Origin of the sequence: Streptomyces sp. NPDC057616, assembly GCF_042800575.1 — a bacterium.
Lineage (GTDB): Bacteria > Actinomycetota > Actinomycetes > Streptomycetales > Streptomycetaceae > Streptomyces.
The window spans coordinates 278,687-298,014 of the sequence record NZ_JBHVGU010000006.1 but is presented as its reverse complement, the minus strand read 5'-3'; the positions used below and the strand labels follow the sequence as shown (position 1 = coordinate 298,014).

19 protein-coding genes and 1 pseudogene are annotated in these 19,328 nt (G+C 73.3%); 6 read left to right on the top strand and 14 right to left on the bottom strand.

All coding sequences use genetic code 11. From position 1 onward, the window contains the following. Positions 1 to 28: 28 nt before the first annotated feature. The 4 genes and pseudogenes from ACFU97_RS10015 to infC all read right to left on the bottom strand — a co-directional run bounded on the left by ACFU97_RS10015 (position 29) and on the right by infC (position 2,463). Complete coding sequence (locus ACFU97_RS10015; protein ID WP_384253388.1) at positions 29 to 877, bottom strand: TrmH family RNA methyltransferase; 849 nt, start codon at positions 875 to 877, stop codon at positions 29 to 31. Positions 878 to 977: 100 nt separating this feature from the next. After that, positions 978 to 1,361 carry a 50S ribosomal protein L20 gene (gene rplT, locus ACFU97_RS10010; RefSeq protein ID WP_004933571.1) on the bottom strand — a complete coding sequence of 128 codons (384 nt, stop codon included), beginning with the start codon at positions 1,359 to 1,361 and terminating at the stop codon, positions 978 to 980. Between the two features lie 101 nt (positions 1,362 to 1,462). Continuing rightward, entirely contained in the window at positions 1,463 to 1,657 is a 195-nt protein-coding gene (rpmI, locus tag ACFU97_RS10005; RefSeq protein WP_007829094.1) for a 50S ribosomal protein L35, read from the bottom strand. Between the two features lie 112 nt (positions 1,658 to 1,769). Further along, positions 1,770 to 2,463 (bottom strand): annotated as a pseudogene (infC, locus tag ACFU97_RS10000) (translation initiation factor IF-3). A gap of 345 nt (positions 2,464 to 2,808) precedes the next feature. Here infC and ACFU97_RS09995 point away from each other — a divergent pair. After that, positions 2,809 to 3,168 carry a DUF1844 domain-containing protein gene (locus tag ACFU97_RS09995; RefSeq protein ID WP_384253386.1) on the top strand — a complete coding sequence of 120 codons (360 nt, stop codon included), beginning with the start codon at positions 2,809 to 2,811 and terminating at the stop codon, positions 3,166 to 3,168. A gap of 4 nt (positions 3,169 to 3,172) precedes the next feature. On the opposite strand, the gene ACFU97_RS09990 is transcribed toward ACFU97_RS09995, so the two are convergent. Then, positions 3,173 to 3,901 carry an SseB family protein gene (locus ACFU97_RS09990; protein ID WP_384253384.1) on the bottom strand — a complete coding sequence of 243 codons (729 nt, stop codon included), beginning with the start codon at positions 3,899 to 3,901 and terminating at the stop codon, positions 3,173 to 3,175. A 149-nt stretch (positions 3,902 to 4,050) separates the two neighbouring features. Between ACFU97_RS09990 and ACFU97_RS09985 the strand changes: the two genes are divergently transcribed. Further along, on the top strand, positions 4,051 to 5,010 hold the full coding sequence (locus ACFU97_RS09985; RefSeq protein ID WP_384253381.1) for a serine hydrolase: 960 nt from the start codon (positions 4,051 to 4,053) through the stop codon (positions 5,008 to 5,010). Here the strand turns inward: ACFU97_RS09985 and mycP are convergent, their stop codons facing one another. Next, entirely contained in the window at positions 5,011 to 6,213 is a 1,203-nt protein-coding gene (gene mycP / locus ACFU97_RS09980; RefSeq protein ID WP_384253379.1) for a type VII secretion-associated serine protease mycosin, read from the bottom strand. Next, positions 6,210 to 7,808, bottom strand: a complete 1,599-nt coding sequence (locus tag ACFU97_RS09975) for a hypothetical protein (protein WP_384253377.1) — start codon at positions 7,806 to 7,808, stop codon at positions 6,210 to 6,212. Before ACFU97_RS09975 ends, mycP begins: the two co-directional genes overlap by 4 nt. Before the next feature lie 280 nt (positions 7,809 to 8,088). Here ACFU97_RS09975 and ACFU97_RS09970 point away from each other — a divergent pair, with 280 nt between their 5' ends. Next, on the top strand, positions 8,089 to 9,291 hold the full coding sequence (locus ACFU97_RS09970; protein ID WP_384253374.1) for an amino acid deaminase/aldolase: 1,203 nt from the start codon (positions 8,089 to 8,091) through the stop codon (positions 9,289 to 9,291). 16 nt (positions 9,292 to 9,307) lie between these two features. Here the strand turns inward: ACFU97_RS09970 and ACFU97_RS09965 are convergent, their stop codons facing one another. Genes ACFU97_RS09965 through ACFU97_RS09950 form a run of 4 tightly spaced genes read right to left on the bottom strand, consistent with a single transcriptional unit; the run spans position 9,308 to position 13,840 of the window. Further along, on the bottom strand, positions 9,308 to 10,222 hold the full coding sequence (locus ACFU97_RS09965; protein ID WP_384253486.1) for a DUF2510 domain-containing protein: 915 nt from the start codon (positions 10,220 to 10,222) through the stop codon (positions 9,308 to 9,310). A gap of 53 nt (positions 10,223 to 10,275) precedes the next feature. After that, on the bottom strand, positions 10,276 to 11,058 hold the full coding sequence (locus tag ACFU97_RS09960) for a 3-oxoacyl-ACP reductase (RefSeq protein ID WP_384253372.1): 783 nt from the start codon (positions 11,056 to 11,058) through the stop codon (positions 10,276 to 10,278). After that, positions 11,055 to 12,464 carry an aldehyde dehydrogenase family protein gene (locus ACFU97_RS09955; protein ID WP_384253370.1) on the bottom strand — a complete coding sequence of 470 codons (1,410 nt, stop codon included), beginning with the start codon at positions 12,462 to 12,464 and terminating at the stop codon, positions 11,055 to 11,057. The genes ACFU97_RS09960 and ACFU97_RS09955 overlap by 4 nt, the downstream gene beginning before the upstream one ends. An 11-nt stretch (positions 12,465 to 12,475) precedes the next feature. Beyond that, on the bottom strand, positions 12,476 to 13,840 hold the full coding sequence (locus ACFU97_RS09950) for a glutamine synthetase family protein (RefSeq protein ID WP_384253367.1): 1,365 nt from the start codon (positions 13,838 to 13,840) through the stop codon (positions 12,476 to 12,478). Between the two features lie 93 nt (positions 13,841 to 13,933). Here ACFU97_RS09950 and ACFU97_RS09945 point away from each other — a divergent pair, with 93 nt between their 5' ends. Both ACFU97_RS09945 and ACFU97_RS09940 read left to right on the top strand, forming a co-directional pair. Continuing rightward, positions 13,934 to 14,668: a FadR/GntR family transcriptional regulator gene (locus tag ACFU97_RS09945; RefSeq protein WP_384253365.1), complete on the top strand. Its 735-nt coding sequence runs from the start codon at positions 13,934 to 13,936 to the stop codon at positions 14,666 to 14,668. A 107-nt stretch (positions 14,669 to 14,775) separates the two neighbouring features. Continuing rightward, the gene (locus ACFU97_RS09940; RefSeq protein ID WP_384253484.1) at positions 14,776 to 15,471 is read left to right on the top strand and encodes a gamma-glutamyl-gamma-aminobutyrate hydrolase family protein; all 696 of its coding nucleotides are present in this window, start codon (positions 14,776 to 14,778) and stop codon (positions 15,469 to 15,471) included. Positions 15,472 to 15,514: 43 nt separating this feature from the next. Here ACFU97_RS09940 and ACFU97_RS09935 read toward each other — a convergent pair whose 3' ends face one another. Beyond that, positions 15,515 to 16,426 carry a LysR family transcriptional regulator gene (locus ACFU97_RS09935; protein WP_384253363.1) on the bottom strand — a complete coding sequence of 304 codons (912 nt, stop codon included), beginning with the start codon at positions 16,424 to 16,426 and terminating at the stop codon, positions 15,515 to 15,517. 70 nt (positions 16,427 to 16,496) lie between these two features. Here ACFU97_RS09935 and ACFU97_RS09930 point away from each other — a divergent pair, with 70 nt between their 5' ends. After that, positions 16,497 to 17,678: a TDT family transporter gene (locus tag ACFU97_RS09930; RefSeq protein ID WP_384253361.1), complete on the top strand. Its 1,182-nt coding sequence runs from the start codon at positions 16,497 to 16,499 to the stop codon at positions 17,676 to 17,678. Here ACFU97_RS09930 and ACFU97_RS09925 read toward each other — a convergent pair. Both ACFU97_RS09925 and ACFU97_RS09920 read right to left on the bottom strand, forming a co-directional pair. Next, positions 17,590 to 18,309 (bottom strand): helical backbone metal receptor, encoded by a 720-nt coding sequence (locus ACFU97_RS09925; RefSeq protein ID WP_384253358.1) that lies wholly within the window; start codon positions 18,307 to 18,309, stop codon positions 17,590 to 17,592. The genes ACFU97_RS09930 and ACFU97_RS09925 overlap by 89 nt on opposite strands. 5 nt (positions 18,310 to 18,314) lie before the next feature. Next, positions 18,315 to 18,881, bottom strand: coding sequence for a helix-turn-helix domain-containing protein (locus ACFU97_RS09920; RefSeq protein WP_384253356.1), 567 nt, complete (start codon positions 18,879 to 18,881; stop codon positions 18,315 to 18,317). Positions 18,882 to 19,328 lie beyond the last annotated feature (447 nt).

The following is a 19,328-nucleotide window of genomic DNA, read 5'->3' as shown; positions in this document are numbered from 1 at the left end:
AGGTGGCCCCCCCGGGCTGGTCACCCTACTAGCTCGCGGTGACGGAGCGGCACCCTCCGGCGGCGCGCTGTGCACGGGCCGACGCATAGAGACATACGGCGGCCGCGGTGGCGAGGTTCAGACTCTCGGCCTTCCCGTGGATCGGGACGCGCACCACGGCGTCCGCGAGTGCGCGGGTCTCCTCCGGGAGCCCCCACGCCTCGTTCCCGAACACCCAGGCGGTCGGCCCGCCCATGGTGCCCTTGTCGAGCTCGTCGTCGAGGTCGTCGGTTCCGGCGCCGTCCGCGGCGAGGATCCGGACGCCCACACCCTTCAGCCCGGCGACCGCCTCCTCCACGGGGACGCCGACGGCGACCGGCAGGTGGAACAGCGAGCCCACCGAGGCCCGTACGGCCTTGGGGTTGTAGAGGTCGACGGAGGCGTCGGTCAGCACGACGGCCTCGGCCCCGGCGGCGTCGGCGCACCGCAGCACGGTCCCGGCGTTCCCGGGGTCGCGGACATGCGCCAGTACGGCGACCAGCTTGGGCCGGGCGGCGAGGATCTGCGCGAACGGGGTGTCCACGAACCGGCAGATCCCGACCAGCCCCTGCGGGGTGACCGTCGTCGAGATCTCGGCGACGACCTGCTCGGAGGCGAGGTGGACGCGGGCCCCGGCGGCCCGGGCCTCACCGATGATGTCGGCGTGGCGCTCCGCGGCCTCGACCGTGGCGAACAGCTCCACGATGGTGTCCCGGTGCCCGGCCGCCTCGCGCACGGCCTGCGGCCCCTCCGCGAGGAACAGCCGCTCCTTGCCCCGGAAGTTCCGCTTGGCCAGCCGTCGAGCGGCCGAGACCCGCGGGGAACGGGGAGAGATCAACTCGGGGGCGACCGGGGGCATGCCACTCACTTTCAGCAACCAACTTCCACTCAACGCAACGGACCCGCAGGTATAACCCGCGGGTCCGTACAAGTCACGTCGGCCTGGAGCCAGCGCAGCGTCACGCGGCCTTCGGGGCGTTGACGTCGGCGGGCAGCGCCTTCTGGGCGACCTCGACCAGCGCGGCGAACGCGGTGGCGTCGTTGACGGCCAGCTCGGCGAGGATCTTGCGGTCGACCTCGACGTTGGCGGCCTTCAGGCCCTGGATGAAGCGGTTGTACGTGATGCCGTTGGCGCGGGCAGCGGCGTTGATGCGCTGGATCCACAGCTGGCGGAAGTCACCCTTGCGCTTCTTGCGGTCGTTGTAGTTGTAGACCAGCGAGTGGGTGACCTGCTCCTTGGCCTTGCGGTACAGGCGCGAACGCTGACCGCGGTAGCCGGAGGCCTGCTCGAGGATCGCCCGGCGCTTCTTGTGGGCGTTGACTGCCCGCTTGACGCGTGCCACTTTTTAACTCCTTGTAGCGGGGCCGCGGTTGGACTCACACGGCCCGGAAACGATTGGGTCCCGGTCCTGACGTACGGCGCTCCGTGCGGGCGCCGCTCACGTCACTTGCCGAGAAGCTTCTTGATCTTCTTGGCGTCGCCCGGGGCCATCTCGGCGTTGCCGGTGAGGCGACGCGTCAGGCGCGACGACTTGTGCTCGAGCAGGTGGCGCTTGCCGGCGCGCTCGCGGAGCACCTTGCCGGAGCCGGTGACCTTGAAGCGCTTGCTGGCACCGCTGTGCGACTTGTTCTTCGGCATGGCGCCGTTATCTCCTCGTCGGTGGCGTTCCGGTGCCCGGTCACGGAAACCGGGCACGGTGGAACGTCGCTCTTGTATCGGTTACGTCCTTGGGGACTCGCGTCCCCGGGGGTCACGCTTCGGCGGAAGCCTCGGCAGGAGCCTCGGCCGTGTCCGTCGCGGACTCGACACTCTCGGCGTCCGCGGCGTTCTGCGACTTGCCGGGGTTGGCCTTCGCTTCGGCCTTACGGGCTTCCTGCGCCTGGCGGGCCTCGGCCATCGCCTCGGTCTTCTTCTTGTGCGGACCGAGAACCATGATCATGTTGCGGCCGTCCTGCTTCGGGTTCGACTCGACGAAACCGAGGTCCTGGACGTCCTCCGCGAGCCGCTGCAGCAGTCGGTAGCCCAGCTCGGGCCGGGACTGCTCGCGACCACGGAACATGATCGTGATCTTGACCTTGTCGCCCTGCTTGAGGAACCGGACGACGTGACCCTTCTTGGTGTCATAGTCGTGCGGGTCGATCTTCGGCCGGAGCTTCATCTCCTTGATGACCGTGTGCGCCTGGTTCTTGCGCGCCTCACGGGCCTTCATGGCCGACTCGTACTTGAACTTCCCGTAGTCCATGAGCTTGCACACGGGCGGACGGGCGTTCGCCGCCACCTCGACGAGGTCGAGGTCGTACTCCTGGGCAAGCTCCAGTGCCTTCGCCAGCGGGACGATGCCCACCTGCTCGCCACTGGGACCGACAAGTCGCACCTCGGGAACGCGAATCCGGTCGTTGATGCGGGGCTCGGCGCTGATGGATCCTCCTCGGTTAGCACCACACGGCGGTCTGGCGGACAGCCGCGTTTGTCTCTTTTCGACAGACCTAACCGCACCGAAGCACAAAAAATGCCCCGGACGATCACAGGCGGGGCTCCAAGCACTACCGGAGCACCGCCGCGATGCCGCGGGGCGCGCTTTCGGACGACTCCATCGTCCGTACGGAACGATGGTGGTCGCCTGACCGGGGTGACCCGCCGTCCCGGGGGACGGTCAGGTGGGAGATCGGAGCCTCCACTTGTGGGCCGGGCCGCTCGCTGTCGCGCACGTCCGGCCGGTCGTCACACAAGGTTAGCAGCAACCCGGGGGTGGTGCGAACCGGTGTGCACCGGGCCCTATCGTGTGGGGCATGAGTGACACCCCTCCTGAGTCCCCCGCCGACTTCGACGCCATGACCCGCGACATCGCCGAGGTCCCCGCGGTCGAGGTGATCGTGACGGTCGCCGTCAACCTGATGAGCGCCGCCGCGGTGAAGCTCGGCCTGACCGAGGAGGGCGACAAGTACAAGGACCTGGACGAGGCGCGCAAGCTGGTCACCGCCCTCGCCGGCCTGCTGGACGCGTCCGCGACCGAGATCAGCTCCTTCCACGCGGCCCCGCTGCGCGACGGCCTGAAGTCGCTCCAGCTGGCCTTCCGCGAGGCGTCCCTCGTGGCGGACGAGCCGGGTCAGGGGCCGGGCGAGAAGTACACGGGCCCGATCTACGGCTAGTCGATCACCTTACGTACAAGGGCTCGCCCGGCGGCGTCGCCCCGGCCGGCAGCAGTGCCAGGTCGAGGCCGCGCACCAGGCGGGCCCTCAGCGTCTCGTCGGCGGCCAGCCGCCCGGCGACCGCGCGGGCGGCCTCGTCGGGTGCCGCGGAGGCGTCGAGCACGAGGGCGAGGGTGCCGTCGGCCCGGCCGGGCCCCAGGTGCGCGCGCAGCACGGACGGCTCGGCCTCGACGGCGGCGCGGACCGCCTGCCGCACCGCGGGGTCGGTGAGCGGGTCGGTGGTCGTACGCCCCTCGGCGAGGGCGAGCAGCGCGGGTCCGGTCAGCTCGAACGGCACCGGCCCGGCCAGGTCCAGGACCACCGTGTCCGCCTTCTCGTGCGCGGCGGCCTGGAGGGCCTGGTGCAGGGGTACGGCGACGGGGCGGGCCGCCGGGTCCCAGCGGGACAGCGAGTCGGTGGAGGTGAAGGCCGGCAGCGCGGTCCGGGACCCGGCCTTCAGGGTCGGCACGGCCATGTCGCTGGTCTTCTCGCGGCGCAGCCCGTTCTCGTCCTCCTCGACCTCGCCCAGGACGGCCACCACGGGGACGAGGAGCCGGGCGCCCTTCAGCGCCTCCAGGACGGGGCCGACGGCGGTGCGGTCCTCGGCCCAGGCGGCGAGCGCCGCGCTCAGCCGGGGGTCGGCGGAGCCGTCGTCGTCGGAGAAGCCGGGGTCGGGAATGTTCTTGTTCGCCACGGTCACCGACCCTATAGGGGGGATGCTGCTGGGCTTGTGCGGCCCCGGAAACCGGTCGTTCACGGCCTTCACCGCTTTCTCAGAATCCCCTGACACACATCTAACGTCCGTCTAACGGCACGCACAGTCGCCGCCCCGAGCATCGCGGCATGGAGTCCCCCAGAGCCCACAGAGGCCGCCGTTCGCGCCCGCCCAGGACCAGGTCCGTGCTCCACGTCGCCCTCGCCGCCCTGACCGTCGTGGGCGCTACGGCCGCCGGGACGGTGTACGTGAAGGCTCAGGCGCACTCGGGCAAGGTCGCCGTATCGTCGTCCGCGACGGCGTCGGCCTCCACCTCGGCCACGGCGGACGGGGAGGAATCCGTGGAATCCGTGACACAGGCGGCGGTCGACCACGACGCGCTGCTGACCACCGCCATGAAGTCGGTGTCCGTCGAGGACGGCGCCGACGTGTCGGTGGCGGTGCTGAACCTGGACTCCGGCGCGAGCGCCTCCTACGGAGACGGCGCCTTCGACACCGCGAGCATCGTCAAGGTCGACATCCTGGCGGCGCTGCTGCTGCAGGCGCAGGACGCGGACCGGCATCTCACCGCGGCCGAGAAGACGTACGCCACCGCGATGATCGAGAACAGCGACAACGACTCCGCGTCGGCGCTGTGGCGGATCATCGGCGAGGCGGACGGGCTCGACGCCGCCAACGAGCGGCTCGGGCTCACGGGCACCGAGGGGGGCGACGGGATGCTGTGGGGGCTGACCCAGACCACCGCCGCCGATCAACTCACGCTGCTGGGCCAGGTGTTCGGGGACGACTCGGAGCTGAGCGAGGCGTCCCGGACGTATCTGCAGGGGCTGATGGCGCAGATCGCCGCCGACCAGCACTGGGGCGTCTCGGCCGCCGCCGACGGCTCGGAGTGGGCGCTGAAGAACGGCTGGCTGGCCCGCAGCACGACGGGCCTGTGGGACATCAACAGCATCGGCCGCGTGACGGTGGACGGCCGGGACTGCCTGGTGGCCGTCCTGTCGAACGGCAACTCGACGAAGGCGCAGGGAATCACCCTCGTCGAGACGACGGCCAAGGCGGCGGTAGGGGCGCTGACCGGCAGCGCCTGATCACCGGCCCTCGTAACGGATGCGGCGGCCTCGCCACATGATCACGGCCATGACGAGCAGGACGCCGCCGAGGCTGCCCGCGAGCGGGGCGGCCCAGCCGCTGGTGGCGTCGGACGACTTGGCGGCGTCCGGGCCCGGGCCGAAGTACTTGTCGCCGTACGACGCCACCTGGAGGCCCTCCGGCTTGAGGCGGCCGGCGGCCTTGATGGCGGCGGCCGGGTCGATCATGCCGAAGCCGCGGGAGTCGTCGCGGCCGCCGGAGGGGGCGTTGCGGGCGGTGTCCTCGAGGAGCTGCTTGATCTGGGCGGGGGTGAGCCCGGGGTGGGCGGCCTTGATGAGGGCGACCGCGCCGGAGACGAAGGCGGAGGCCGCGCTGGTGCCCCATCCCTCGTAGTACTTGTGGTCGGGGTCGGCGATCACGATGTCGACGCCGGGGGCGCTGACCGTGGCGTACCAGCGGCGGGTGGAGAAGGAGGCGCGGGTGCCGAAGCGGTCGACGGCGGTCGCGGCGATGACGCCCGGGTAGGCCGCCGGGTAGGAGACGTGGTCGCCCTTCTCGCCGCCGTTGCCGGCCGAGGCGACGACGGCGACGCCCCGCTTCAGGGCGTACTGGACGGCCTCGTCCTCGGCGGGTTCGGGGTGGGCGGAGGCGGAGTCGTCGCCGAGGGAGAGGTTGATGACGTCGGCGCCGTGGTCGGCGGCCCAGCGGATGCCCTCGGCGAGGGCGTTGCCGCGGGTGCTGCGGGCCTTGGTGCGGGCCGGGTCGCCGTCCTCGAGGATCACGCGGACGGGGAGGATCTTCGCCTCGGGCGCGACGCCCATGACGCCGTCGCCGTCGCCGGGCCCGTGGCCGTGCCCGGCGATGATCCCGGCCATGGCGGTGCCGTGCCGGGCCCACGCCCGGTCGCCCTGCTTCGCCCCGAAGCCGATCATGTCCTTCGCGGCCAGGACGTTGCCCGCGAGGTCGGGGTGGCCGGCCTCGACGCCGGTGTCGAGGACGGCGACCGTGATGCCCTTGCCCTTGGTGCTCTGCCACGCCTGCTGGGTGTGCATGGCGTCGAGGGCCCACTGCTGTGCGCGTATGCCGTCGGCGTGCGCGACCGTGGGCGGGACGAGCGCGAGCGAGGCGGCGAGCAGGACGCTCAGCGTGCCGAGCCGGCGCCTCGCCCCCGCCCCGTCCCCGGCTCCGGTACGGCGCTTCACGAGGGCTTCTCCGTGGGCGAAGTGACGTCCTTGCGCAGGGACCGCTCGATGCGGTCGGCGAGTCCCTGGGCCTCGTTGCCGAGGCCGGCCTGGGCGGGGGCGGAGGCCGCGCCGGACTGCGTGGCCTGCCCGGCCGGGACCGGGGTGTCGACGCTGCGGCCGTCGGCCCAGCCGGAGACGGCGTAGACGACGACGGGGGCGTCGGTGAGCACCGAGACGGTCCACGAGGCGCGCTGCTCGGGGCCGAAGCGGGCGGCGGCGGTGCCCTTCTCGGCGTAGGGGCGGGGCATGAGGTCGGTGCGGGTGCCGAGGCCCTCGTTCCGGAAGCGCCTGGCGAGGGCGTCCATGGAGGCGGCGTCGGCCTTGGTGAACATCAGGCCGACGGTGGTGACGAAGCTCTGGGTGGCGTCGGTGTACGTGGCGCGCAGCAGCCGCCGGCAGCCCACGGGGGCGAGCGCCTTGCGCAGGAGCGGGTCGAAGGCGTTCTTGCAGCCGGTGTCCGGTGCGACGGCGACGCGTGTCCAGGTGCGGTCGGCGCCGCCGGGTCCGGCGCCCGTGCCCTGCACGGTCGGCGGGAACAGACGGTCCACGGGCACGCTGTGCCAGAGGGTCCCGGCCGCGGCGTAGGTGTCCTGGGTGCCGCCCTCGCCACCGCCGCCGACCAGCCAACTGCCGGTCACGGCACCGCCGATGAGGCCGAGGCCGAGCACGAGGCAGACGCCGACGGCGGCCGTGCGCGGGCGCATCCGCATCCCGAGCGGCCGCGGCCGGGCCTGCTCGTCGTACCCCTCGGGCTCCCCGAACGACACGACCGGCCGCACGGAGCCCGGCGTCGGGGCGGGCGCGCCGGAGGCGTGGGGTGCGGCGGGGGCGGCAGGCGCGGCGGGGGCGCTCCAGGAGAGCGCGGGGTCGGGTCCCGCGGGTTCCCGTGCGGGGGGTGGCGGCGGGGGTACGGGCGCGGTCTGCCCGGGGATCGGGCGCAGGCGCCTGGTGGACTCCTGGGTGGTCTCCGCGGGGGCGCTCGTACGGTGCGGCGGGATGCCGGGGCGGTGGGCCGGGCGGGGCGGCACGACCCGTGCCGGCGCGTCCGGGCCGGCGCCGTCGCGCTGTTCCTCGCGCGGCTCCTGGCGCCGTTCCTCGCGTCCGGCCGACGGCGGGGCGTCCGGGAAGCGGGCCGAGGCCTGCGGCGGGGGCGGGTCGGACGGCGCCCGGAGGCTCGGGAAGCGGGTGCGGGTGTCCGAGGTGCGGCCGTCCGAGGCGCGGGAGTCCGACGGGTGGCCGTCCTGGGTGCGGGAGTCCGACGGGTGGCCGTCCTGGGTGCGGGTCTCCTGGGGGCGCTCCGGGCCGCGGTCCGTGGCGGCTGCGGACTCCCGTCGCTCCGCCGGGACCTCCTCCGCGTCGCGGGTGTCGCGCGCCGGGCCGCGGCGCGCGAACGCGTCGAACGGTTCGGAGGTGCGCCACGGGGACCAGACGCCCTCGGACCTGGTGGTGTCGTCCGCGGTACGCGCGGGTTCGGAGGCCGCCTGGTCCGGGCCGGCCGCCGGGGGCTTGGACGGGCGTGGCGGGATGGAGGCGTGCCGCGCTTCCGTGCTCATGCACCCCCCGTTTCCTCGCGCCCGGACCGACTACCTGTACGCGGGCCGCCGTCCGTGCGCTCAACCGGTCGACGCCGGGTTTCGGTCCGTCCCGGGGCACGCATACCCGTACGAACGGAGAGACATCCCCGAGCGCGGTGTGCGGCCGACGTCGTTCCGCCGTACGTGCGCGTCACTCTACGGGTTGCTCCTGTCGATACGGGAACCAGTCCACGAGCCCGGGGCATCTGCCCGGAACGTCCCCCTACCCTGCGGTAATCCTGTCTGGCAGGCTTCGTTCATGACTGCGCGCGCCGCCGACCGGGCCCGTTTCGACCGGGCCACCGCCCATCTGGACGCACCGCTGGCCATCGTGGACCTGGACGCCTTCGACGCCAACGCGGACGATCTCGTCCGCCGCGCCGGCGGCAAGCCGATCCGCGTCGCGAGCAAGTCCGTACGCTGCCGTGCCCTGCTGGAGCGGGTCCTGGACAGGGACGGGTTCACCGGCGTCATGTCCTTCACGCTCGCCGAGTCCCTGTGGCTGGCGCGCAGCGGCTTCGACGACGTCCTGCTCGCCTACCCGTCCGCGGACCGCGCCTCCTACGCCGAGCTCGCCGCCGACCCGAAGCTCGCCGCCGCCGTGACCGTGATGGTGGACGACCCGGCGCAGCTGCGCCTCATCGACGAGGCGCGCGACGGCGGGAGCGAAGTCATCCGCGTCTGCCTGGAGTTGGACACCTCGCTCAAGCTGTTCGGGGGCCGCGTGCGCGTCGGCGCGCGCCGCTCGCCGCTGCACTCCCCCGCCCAGGTGGCCGACATGGCCCGCGCCGTGGCCCGGCGCCCCGGCTTCAAGGTCGTGGGGATCATGGCCTACGAGGGCCACATCGCGGGCGTCGGCGACGCCGTCGCCGGACAGCCGCTGCGCTCGCGTGCCGTACGGCTGATGCAGGCCACCGCCCGCCGGGAGCTGGCCGAGCGGCGCGGCGCGGTGGTGCGGGCGGTGCGGGCCGTCGTGCCCGACCTGGAGTTCGTCAACGGCGGCGGCACCGGCAGCGTGCAGCACACGGCGGCGGAGGACGCGGTCACCGAGATCGGCGCCGGCTCCGGGCTGTACGTGCCGCGACTGTTCGACAACTACACGTCGTTCAGCGGGCGTCCGGCGGCCCTGTTCGCCCTGCCCGTCGTGCGGCGGCCGGGCGTCGGGGTGGTGACGGTGCTGGGTGGCGGCTATCCCGCCTCCGGTGCGGCCGGACCCGACCGCCTGCCGGTGCCGCACCTGCCCGAGGGGCTGCGCTACGACCCCCAGGAGGGACCCGGCGAGGTGCAGACGCCGCTGCTCGGCTCCCCCGCGGACGACCTGCTGATCGGCGACAAGGTGTGGTTCCGGCACGCCAAGGCCGGTGAGCTGTGCGAGCGGTTCGACGTGCTGCATCTCGTGGAGGGCGACACCGTCACGTCGACGGTCCCGACGTACCGCGGAGAAGGTCACACCTTCCTGTGAGGCACGGCCCGGCCCGTCACCGACTCGGGCCGATGCTGCTGCCGACCCCGCCGCCGGTCGCCGCGTCGTCGATCGGCCGGATGCCCCTGGCGATCCGGTCCATGTCGGCGACCGGCGGGCCGGCCTCGCCCGCGTCGAAGACGAACCGGACGATCACCGGCGCCTCGGTACCGACGGTGGAGGGGAAGGCGAGCGACTCGACGTAGCCGCCTGGGCCCTTGGCCGTGGTGACGCGCCAGCGCACGAAGTACCCGGCCCGGCCCGCCACCGCGATCTGGCCGGCCTTGACCTGGCGGTGGGACTCGATGCCGCCGAAGGGCCGGCGGCCGACCAGGTCGCGGTCGTAGGCGGCGTCGGCGGCGTCCGCGACGTCCTGCCGGGCGAGCACCCGCGGGGAGGACTCGTCGCTCTGGCTGACCGTGCGGGAGATGACGAGGCCGTGCCGGCACACGCCGGAGTCACCGGGGCAGTCGTAGGTCCCGTCGGTGGTCATGACGACGTCGTCCTCGGCGACGTACTGCGGCCTGACCCAGCCGTCGAGCAGCGGCAGGGTGATGCCGTTGAGCTGGTCGGTGACGACGGACGGGTCGTCGGCGGAGGGCCCGGAGGTGGACGGCGAGGGCGACGGCGAGGAGCTGCTGCTCGTCGGCCCCGCGCCGGTGGCGACGGGGTTCGGCGCGGTCTGCACGTCCGGACCGTCCCCGTCGTCGCTCCCGCCGAGGAAGACCGCGCCCGTGACGATCGCCGCGACGAGCACGGCACCTGCCGCGACCAGTGCGACGACCTTCGCGCGGCCGAAGCCGGCGCCCGCAGCCGGCTGCCGCACGGGCACGGTGGCCGCGCTGCGGTGCTCGGTCCAGGCGGTGCCGTCCCACCAGCGCTGCAGGTGGGGGGCCGACGGGTCGGGGTACCAGCCGGGCGGGGGCGACATGCTCATTCCGGCACTCTAGGACGAGGCCTGACGATCAGTACACGGTGTCCCGCCTACAGGGGCGTGACGTACGCGCCCGAGATCCCGCCGTCCACCAGGAAGTCGGTGGCGTTGACGAAGGACGAGTCGTCGCTGGCCAGGAAGGCGACCGCGGCGGCGATCTCCTCGGCCTGAGCGAACCGGCCGACCGGGATGTGCACCAGGCGGCGGGCGGCCCGCTCCGGGTCCTTCGCGAACAGCTCCTGGAGCAGCGGGGTGTTGACCGGTCCCGGGCAGAGCGCGTTGACGCGGATGCCCTCGCGGGCGAACTGGACGCCCAGTTCGCGGGACATGGCGAGGACGCCGCCCTTGGACGCGGTGTACGAGATCTGGGAGGTGGCCGCCCCCATCCTCGCCACGAAGGACGCCGTGTTGATGATGGAGCCCCGGCCCTGCCGGCGCATGTAGGGGATGGCGGCCTTGCAGCACAGGTAGACGGAGGTGAGGTTGACCTCCTGGACCCGCTTCCAGGCCTCCAGCCCGGTCTCCAGGATGGAGTCGTCGTCGGGCGGCGAGATGCCCGCGTTGTTGAACGCGATGTCGACGCTGCCGTAGGTGTCGAAGGCCGTCCTGAAGAGCGCCTCCACCTGCTCGGGGTCGGTGACGTCGACCTTCACGAAGATCCCGCCGACCTCGTCCGCGGCCGCCTTGCCGCGGGCCTCGTCGACGTCGCCGCAGACGACGTGCGCTCCCTCGGAGGCGAGCCGACGGGCGGTGGCGAGGCCGATGCCGCTGCCGGCTCCGGTGATGACGGCGGTACGGCCGACCAGGCGTCGGCAAACAGGGGTGTCGGTCACTGTGCGGGGCCTTCCGTGCCGATGAAGACGTTCTTGGTCTCGGTGAAGGCGGTCAGGGCGTCCGGGCCGAGCTCGCGCCCGAGGCCGGACTGCTTGAAGCCGCCGAAGGGGGTCCAGTAGCGCACGCTGGAGTGGGAGTTGACGGAGAGGTTGCCGGCCCTGACCGCCCGGGAGACGCGCAGGGCACGGCCCAGGTCGCGGGTCCACAGCGAGCCGGCCAGGCCGTACGGGGTGTCGTTGGCGAGCCGGATCGCGTCCGCCTCGTCGGTGAACGGCAGCAGGACGGCGACCGGGCCGAAGATCTCCTCGCGGGCCGCGTCGGAGTCGGGGCGCTCGCCGGTGAGGACGGTCGGCGGGAACCAGAAGCCGGGCCCGTCGGGCGAGCTGCCGCGCAGGGCGGGAGCCTCGTCCGGCACGAACGACCGTACGCGGTCCAGCTGCTGACGGCTGATCAGCGGCCCCATCCGGGTCTTCTCGTCGGCGGGGTCGCCCACGACGACGCCGGCCAGCGCGTCGGCGAGCAGCTCGCGCACCTCCTCGTACACCGTCTCCTGGACCAGGATCCGGGTGCGGGCGCAGCAGTCCTGGCCCGAGTTGTCGAGGAAGGAGAAGGGGTCGACGGCGGTCTTGAGGTCTGCGTCGGCGAAGACGATGTTGGGACTCTTGCCGCCGAGTTCGAGGGTGACCGGCTTGACCAGGCGGGCGCATCGCTCCATGACGTCGCGGCCGGTGCGGGTGGAGCCGGTGAACACGATCTTTGCCACGCCGGGGTGGTCGACGAGCGCGCGTCCGGCGATGTGGCCGTGGCCGGGCAGGACCTGGAAGAGATGCTCCGGCAGGCCCGCCTCCAGGGCGAGTTCGGCCAGGCGCAGCGCCGTCAGCGGGGTCGTCTCGGCGGGCTTGAGGACGACCGCGTTGCCCGCGGCGAGGGCCGGGAAGGAACCCCAGGCGGCGATGGGCATCGGGAAGTTCCAGGGGGCGATCACACCGACCACGCCGAGCGGTTCCTGGAAGGTGACGTTCCAGCCGCCGGGTGCGGGGATCTGCCGGCCGAGGAGGCGTTCGGCGCCGCCCGCCGAGTACAGCAGCAGGTCGCGGGCGTTGCCGGCCTCCCAGCGGGCGTTGCCGAGGAGGTGGCCCGCCTCGCGCACCTCCAGCTGCGCCAGGTCCTCCACGTGGGCGTCGACGACGTCGGCGAAGCGGCGCAGCAGCCGGGCCCGGTCGGCGGGCGGCAGGGCGGCCCACCGCTGCTGTGCGCGGGTGGCCTGCGCGACGGCCGTGTCCACGTCGGCCGCGGTGGCGGCGGGGACGGTGGCGACGACCTCCTCGGTGGCGGGGTTGAGGACGCGGAGTTCGTGCTCGGTCTCGTGCTCTTGCGCGTGCTCGTGCTCGTGCTCGTGGGACAACGGGGAACCTCTCACATGCGTTCGAAGGAGCGGCGCAGCTCCCAGTCGGTCACGGCGGCGTCGAAGGCCTCCAGCTCGACCCGGGCCATGTTGCGGTAGTGCGCGACGACCTCGTCGCCGAAGGCGGCCCGGGCGATCGGGCTGTTCTCCCAGAGGTCCGCGGCCTCCCGCAGGGTGGTCGGGACGTGGTCGTACTCGGCGGTGTACGCGTTGCCCGGGCAGGCCTCGGGCAGTTCCAGCTTCTGCTCGATGCCGTGCAGCCCGGCCGCAACCAGCCCGGCGACGGCGAGGTGCGGGTTGACGTCGCCGCCCGGCAGCCGGTTCTCGAAGCGCAGGGAGCGGCCGTGGCCCACCACCCGCAGGGCGCAGGTGCGGTTGTCGTGGCCCCAGGCGACGGCGGTCGGGGCGAAGGAGCCCGGCTGGAACCGCTTGTAGGAGTTGATGTTGGGGGCGTAGAGCAGCGAGAAGTCCCGCAGGGCGGCGAGCTGTCCGGCGAGGAAGTGCCGCATGACGTCCGACATGCCGCCCTCCCCGTCGCCGGGCATGACGTTGTTCCCGGCCGCGTCCGCGAGCGAGAGGTGGATGTGGCAGGAGTTGCCCTCGCGCTCGTTGAACTTGGCCATGAAGGTGATCGAGACGCCCTCCTGGGCGGCGATCTCCTTGGTGCCGGTCTTGTAGATCGCGTGCTGGTCGCAGGTGCGCAGCGCGTCGTCGTAGCGGAAGGCGATCTCGTGCTGGCCGGGGTTGCACTCGCCCTTGGCGGACTCGACGGTGAGGCCGGCGCCCGCCATTTCATTCCTGATCCGGCGGAGCAGGGGCTCGATGCGTCCGGTGCCCAGCACCGAGTAGTCGATGTTGTACTGGTTCGCCGGTGTCAGCCCTCGGTAATTGGCGTCCCAGGCCTGCTCGTAGGTGTCCTTGAAGACGATGAACTCCAGCTCCGTGCCGACCTGGGCGGTGAGGCCGAGTTCGGCGAGGCGGTCGAGCTGGCGGCGCAGGATCTGGCGCGGGGCGGCGACGACGGGCGAGCCGTCGTTCCAGGCGAGGTCGGCCATGAGCATGGCCGTACCGGCGTTCCAGGGCACGCGCCGCAGGGTGCTGAGGTCGGGATGCATGGCGAAGTCGCCGTAGCCGCGGTCCCAGGAGGACATGGCGTAGCCGTCGACCGTGTTCATCTCGGTGTCGACGGCGAGGAGGTAGTTGCAGCCCTCGGTGCCGTGGTGCAGGACCTCGTCGAGGAAGAAGCGGGCGGCGAACCGCTTGCCCTGGAGGCGCCCTTGCATGTCGGGGAAGGCCAGGACGACAGTGTCGATCTCTCCGCTCGCGACGAGGGCGTGCAGCTCCTCGACGCCGAGCGGGGGTGTGCGGTCTGCCACGGGAGATCTCCTTCGGCTGCTGCGCTTTTTCCACCGGGCCGGAAGCCATAAGGTATTCCGGAGAACCATTGCTTGGGAAGGGGGTGCGGCGGGATGTCGGTGGATCCGGAGACAGGCCCGGAGGACCGGTTGACGCCGGTGCTGCGGCCGGTGCGGGCGGGCAACGGCTTCGAGGAGGCGCTGGAGCAGATCCTCCAGGTCGTACGGCTGGGCCTGGTGCCGGGGGGCGAGCGGCTGCCGGCCGAGCGGGAGCTGGCGGAGCGGCTCGGCATCAGCCGGGTGACGCTGCGCGAGGTGCTGAAGGTGCTGCAGGACCAGGGCCTGGTGGAGTCGCGGCGCGGGCGGTACGGCGGAACGTTCGTCCTGCCGCGTCCGGACGCGGGGGGCGAGGACGAGCTGCGGCGGCGGATCGCCGAGGTCGACATCGAGGACGTGCTGCGCTTCCGGGAGGTCCTGGAGGTCGGGGCGGCGGGGCTGTGCGCGACGCACGGCCTGGGCAAGGAGCAGCAGGACCGGCTGCGGGAGGCGCTGGACCGCACCGGTGACGCACCGCTCGCCGAGTACCGCAGGCTGGACACGCTGCTCCACCTCACCCTCGCGGAGCTGTGCGGGTCGCCGACGCTGACGGCTCAGTACGCGGCCGTACGGGCCACGGTGAACGACCTGCTCGACTGCATCCCGCTCCTGGTGCGCAACCTGGAGCACTCGCAGCGGCAGCACGTCGCACTGGTGGAGGCGGTGCTGGACCGGGACGCGGACGGGGCGCGGGAGATGATGCGGGAGCACTGCGCGGGGACGGCGGCGCTGCTCAGGGGCTTTCTGGCGTGACGCTCGCGGCGGGGCCGCACATGTTCAAAGGTATGGATCGGACCCATTGCTCGGATCCAATGACTCGGGTCCAATGACTCGGATTCACTGCTCCGGTGGGAGGACGTATGGCGGGCGGGCCGCTGATCGGCATCAGTACGTATCTGGAGGCCGGGGTGCGCTGGGGCGTGTGGGAGCTGGAGGCCGCGTTGCTGCCGGCCGGCTACCCGCGGCTCGTGCAGCGGGCGGGCGGGATGGCGGTGATGCTGCCGCCGGACGCGACCGCGCGGGCCGCGGACGTCGTGGGCCGGCTGGACGGTCTGGTGATCGCGGGCGGGCCGGACGTCGAACCGGTCCGCTACGGCGCCGAGCGCGACCCCCGCACCGGGCCGCCGGCCCGCGCCCGGGACGCCTGGGAACTGGCGCTGATCGATGCCGCGCTGGCCGCGCGCGTGCCGCTGCTGGGCATCTGCCGGGGCATGCAGCTGCTGAACGTCGCCCTCGGCGGCACGCTCGTGCAGCATCTGGAGGGTCACGCGGACGTCGTGGGCGTCTTCGGCCGGCACCCGGTCAAGCCGGTGCCGGGCACGCGGTACGCCGCGGCCGTGCCGGAGGAGACGTCGGTTCCCACGTACCACCACCAGGCGATCGACCGCCTCGGCACCGGGCTCGTGCCGTCGGCCTACGCGGCGGACGGCACGGTGGAGGCGGTCGAACTTCCGCCGGCCGACGGGTGGGTGCTGGGGGTCCAGTGGCATCCGGAGATGGGCGAGGACCTGCGGGTGATGCGGGGGTTGGTGGAGGCGGCGCGATCGGCAGCGTAGCCGGGTGCCGCCGCCCGACCCCGCTCACGGCGGCGGCCCACCCCTAGCCCCGCGTCAGTGACAGCAACTCCCTCGCCGGGCCCGTCGGGCGATGGCCCGTGGGCCAGACCGCCCGCAGGTCACGCGCCAGCGCCACCCCCTCCACCGGCACCGACACCAACCGCCGCAACCCCAGCTCCTCCCCCACCACCAGCTCACTCAGCACGGCGGGACCCGCTCCGCTCACGGCCGCCGCCTTCACCGCGGTCGTCGAGGAGAGCTCGATCAGGGGGCGCGCCAGGCCGCCCAGCGCCGCGTCCAGGACCTGCCGGGTCCCGGAGCCCTTCTCCCGGAGGATCAGCGGGGTCGCCGCCAGCTCGGAGGCGGCCAGGGGCTTGTGCCGCCGGGCCCACGCGTGGCCGGGCGCCGTCACCACGATGAGGCGGTCGCGGGCGATGACCGCGGAGTCGAGGCCGTGCGGCACGTCGACCCCCTCCACGAAGCCGAGGTCCGCCTCGCCCGACAGCAACTGCTCGGCGACCGCCGCGGAGTTGCCCGCCAGCAGGGACACCGCCGTGTCCGGGCGCTGCGCGCGCAGCGCCAGCAGCCAGCCCGGCAGCAGATACTCGGCGATCGTCATGCTCGCCGCCACCCGCAGCCGCGAGTCCCGCCGGTCCCGCAGCGCCTGCGCCCCCACGTCGAACGCCTCCGCCGCCTCCACGATCCGCCGCGCCCAGTCCGTGACCAGCGCACCGGCGTCGGTGAGCCGGGAGCCCCGCGGTGACCGGTCGACGAGGGCCACGCCCAACTGCCGCTCCATCGACCGGATCCGGCTGCTGGCCGCGGGCTGCGTGATGCCCAGCTCGCGCGCCGCCCCGCCCAGGCTCCCGAGCCGAGCCACCGCCAGCAGCAGCTCCAGCGCGCCCAGGTCCGGCACCCGGTGCGCCAGCGAGCCCTGCGTCTCCCCTTCACTCATAAACCCAGCTTATGCCCTGATAGACCGGCACTCCCTGGTCGGCCGCCCCGGACGGCGGCACCGTGAAGTCATGGTCACCGCAGCCCAGCACCTTCCGCACGCCACCCCCCGTGCCCCTCGTCTCCACCGCGCCACGGCCGTCCGTCACCTCGGACCCAACTGGTACGCCTCCGTCATGGGCACCGCCATCGTCGGCACCGCGGGAGCGGCCCTCCCCCTGCACGTCCCCGGCCTGCGCACCGCCTGCGCCGCCGTATGGGCGCTCTCGCTCGGGCTTCTCCTCGCCCTGCTCGCCGCCCGTGCCCTGCACTGGACGTACCACCGCGACCAGGCCCGCGCCCATCTCCTCGACCCGGCGGCGGCGCCGTTCTACGGCTGCCTGTCCATGGGCCTGCTGGCCGTCGGCGGCGGCGCCTTGGTCGTGGGCCGGGACTGGATCGGCCTGCCGGCCGCCGTCGCCCTCGACTCCGTGCTGTTCACCGCCGGGACGGCGGTCGGACTGGCGGCCGCCGTCGCGGTGCCGTACCTGATGGCCGTACGGCACCGGATCGAGCCCGGGCAGGCGTCCCCCGTCTGGCTGCTGCCCGTGGTCGCGCCCATGGTGTCCGCGGCGGTCGGCCCGCTGCTCGTGCCGCATCTGCCGCCGGGCCAGCCGCGTGCGACGCTGCTCCTCGCCTGCTTCGCGATGTTCGGGCTGAGTCTGCTCGCGACCCTGGTGATGCTGCCGGTGATCTTCGCCCGGCTGATCACCGGTGGCCCGCTGCCGCTCGCGCTGACCCCCGCCCTGTTCCTGGTGCTGGGCCCGCTCGGTCAGTCCACGACCGCGGTGGGCAAGATCGCGGACGCCGCGCCCGGCACCGTACCGGCGCCCTACAGCCAGGGATTCGGCGTCCTCGCCGTCCTCTACGGCGTGCCCGTCATGGGCTTCGCGCTGCTGTGGCTCGCGTTCGCCGCCGCGCACGTGGTGCGGGCGCGCCGCCACGGCATGGGCTTCTCGATGACGTGGTGGGCGTTCACCTTCCCCGTGGGGACGTGCGTCACCGGCGCCGAGGCCCTCGCCCGCCGCACCGGCCTGCTCGCCTACGACTGGCTCGCGGTCGGGCTGTACCTGCTGCTCGTCGCCGCCTGGGGCACCGCCGCCCTGCACACGGCACGCGGCCTGGTCAGCGGCGAGCTGCTCGCAGCGCCTCGCCCAGCACCCGCGGAGTCTCGGCCAACGACGGTCCGTACCACGTCAGATGACGTCCGCTGACGAGGGCGCACGGCAGCCCCGGGAACACCTCCGGGCCGTCCCCGGCGGTGAAGCGATAGGGCTCGTCCGGCAGGACGACGACGTCCGGCGCCGCCGCCCGCAGCTCCTCGACGGGGATGCGGGGGTAGCGGTCGGGGTGGCTCGCGTGGACGTGGTCGACGCCGAGGCGGGCGAGGACGTCGCCGGCGAACGTGTCGCGGCCCAGCACCATCCACGGGCGGCGCCAGATCGGCACCACGGCCGTCCTGCGCCGCTCCGGAGGCGGCAGGCGGGACCAGGCGCGCTCCGCCTCGTCCAGCCAGCGCGGCCGGGAGGGCGCCCCGCACGCCCGCAGCACCCGCTCCAGCTCCCCGAACGCCTGCGGCACGCTGCGCACCTCGGTCACCAGGACCTCGGCGCCCGCCGCGCGCAGGGCCGCCAGGTCGGGCTCGCGGTTCTCCTCCTCGTTCGCGACCACCAGGTCGGGGGCGAGGGCGAGGACCCGGTCGAGCTTCGGGTTCTTGGTGCCGCCGACGCGTGCGACGTCGAGGTCCGCGGGGTGGGTGCACCAGTCCGTCGCGCCGACGAGGACGCCGGGCAGGGAGACCGCCACCGCCTCCGTGAGCGACGGGACGAGGGAGACGACGCGCACCGGCACTACCGCGACCGGTTCTGGACCGCCTCGACGTGCTCCGCCACCGCGACGACGATCACGCGGGTGTCCGAGACCGTCGCCCGCCAGCGGTGGCGCACGCCGCCCGTCAGATAGAGCGTGTCCCCGCGGCCGAGCCGGTAGGCGCGCCCCTCCGCCTCGATCTCCACGGCGCCGTCGGCGACGTACATCAACTGGTCGTTGCGGTACTGGAATTCGCGGCCCGCGTCGTGGTCCCCGGTGAACTCCGAGGCGTGCATCTGGTGATGACCCCGCACCAGGGAACGCTGCCGCGGCTCCGCGGCCGGCTCGCACGCCTCGCCGCGCACGACGTCGACGCTGCACGCGGGGTCGGCGGCGGCGAGGAGTTCGACGGCGGTGGTACGCAGGGCGTCGGCGACCTTCTCCAGGGAGGCCCTGCTGGGCCGCGCGCGGTCGTTCTCGATCTGGCTCAGGAACGGAACCGACAGGCCGCTGCGCTCGGCCACGACGGCGAGAGTGAGCTGCAGCGCCCGGCGCCGGCGCCGTACGGCCGCGCCTACGCGCAAGGGCTGTTCTTTGTGGTCGCCCATCGCTCCGGCTCCCTCCTTGTGTCGTGGTCCGCGTTTCCGCGATTCCCCATGCCGTGCGCCGCGGTCCTGGCGCGGCACTTCTGATGAGTTCTCTGCACCTTACGCAGGTTCGGCAAACCGTTTCACGTGCCCGTCACATCCTCGTAAACAAAGCATGGGGTCAATTCGCCATCCGCGGACGGCCGATGAGTACGAACGACCGGTCCTGCACGGATTCCTCCTTCGGGACGAAGCCGCTGACCAGGAGGGCCGGCCCGCCGTTCGGGGAGTCGGCCGGGGCGGTGCCTGTGGGCCCGTGGTCCGGACACCGCGACCGGGAGCGGGCGCTCCGCCGCGCGCCGAAATCAGGGGGCGTGCGCCGCCCGGCTCCGCGAGCCCCGCGGCTCCGCCGAACGGCGCCCGGGACGCGAATTCCCTTTTCCGTTTCAATGCGCCGGGGCTCGTGTC

Excerpts from the sequence above, each read along its gene's own strand:
- ACFU97_RS10015 (WP_384253388.1), bottom strand. The coding sequence starts at position 877 with ATGCCCCCGGTCGCCCCCGAGTTGATCTCTCCCCGTTCCCCGCGGGTC.
- rpmI (WP_007829094.1), bottom strand. The coding sequence starts at position 1,657 with ATGCCGAAGAACAAGTCGCACAGCGGTGCCAGCAAGCGCTTCAAGGTC.
- ACFU97_RS09995 (WP_384253386.1), top strand. The coding sequence starts at position 2,809 with ATGAGTGACACCCCTCCTGAGTCCCCCGCCGACTTCGACGCCATGACC.
- ACFU97_RS09985 (WP_384253381.1), top strand. The coding sequence starts at position 4,051 with ATGGAGTCCCCCAGAGCCCACAGAGGCCGCCGTTCGCGCCCGCCCAGG.
- ACFU97_RS09975 (WP_384253377.1), bottom strand. The coding sequence starts at position 7,808 with ATGAGCACGGAAGCGCGGCACGCCTCCATCCCGCCACGCCCGTCCAAG.
- ACFU97_RS09970 (WP_384253374.1), top strand. The coding sequence starts at position 8,089 with ATGACTGCGCGCGCCGCCGACCGGGCCCGTTTCGACCGGGCCACCGCC.
- ACFU97_RS09965 (WP_384253486.1), bottom strand. The coding sequence starts at position 10,222 with ATGTCGCCCCCGCCCGGCTGGTACCCCGACCCGTCGGCCCCCCACCTG.
- ACFU97_RS09945 (WP_384253365.1), top strand. The coding sequence starts at position 13,934 with ATGTCGGTGGATCCGGAGACAGGCCCGGAGGACCGGTTGACGCCGGTG.
- ACFU97_RS09940 (WP_384253484.1), top strand. The coding sequence starts at position 14,776 with ATGGCGGGCGGGCCGCTGATCGGCATCAGTACGTATCTGGAGGCCGGG.
- ACFU97_RS09935 (WP_384253363.1), bottom strand. The coding sequence starts at position 16,426 with ATGAGTGAAGGGGAGACGCAGGGCTCGCTGGCGCACCGGGTGCCGGAC.
- ACFU97_RS09930 (WP_384253361.1), top strand. The coding sequence starts at position 16,497 with ATGGTCACCGCAGCCCAGCACCTTCCGCACGCCACCCCCCGTGCCCCT.
- ACFU97_RS09920 (WP_384253356.1), bottom strand. The coding sequence starts at position 18,881 with ATGGGCGACCACAAAGAACAGCCCTTGCGCGTAGGCGCGGCCGTACGG.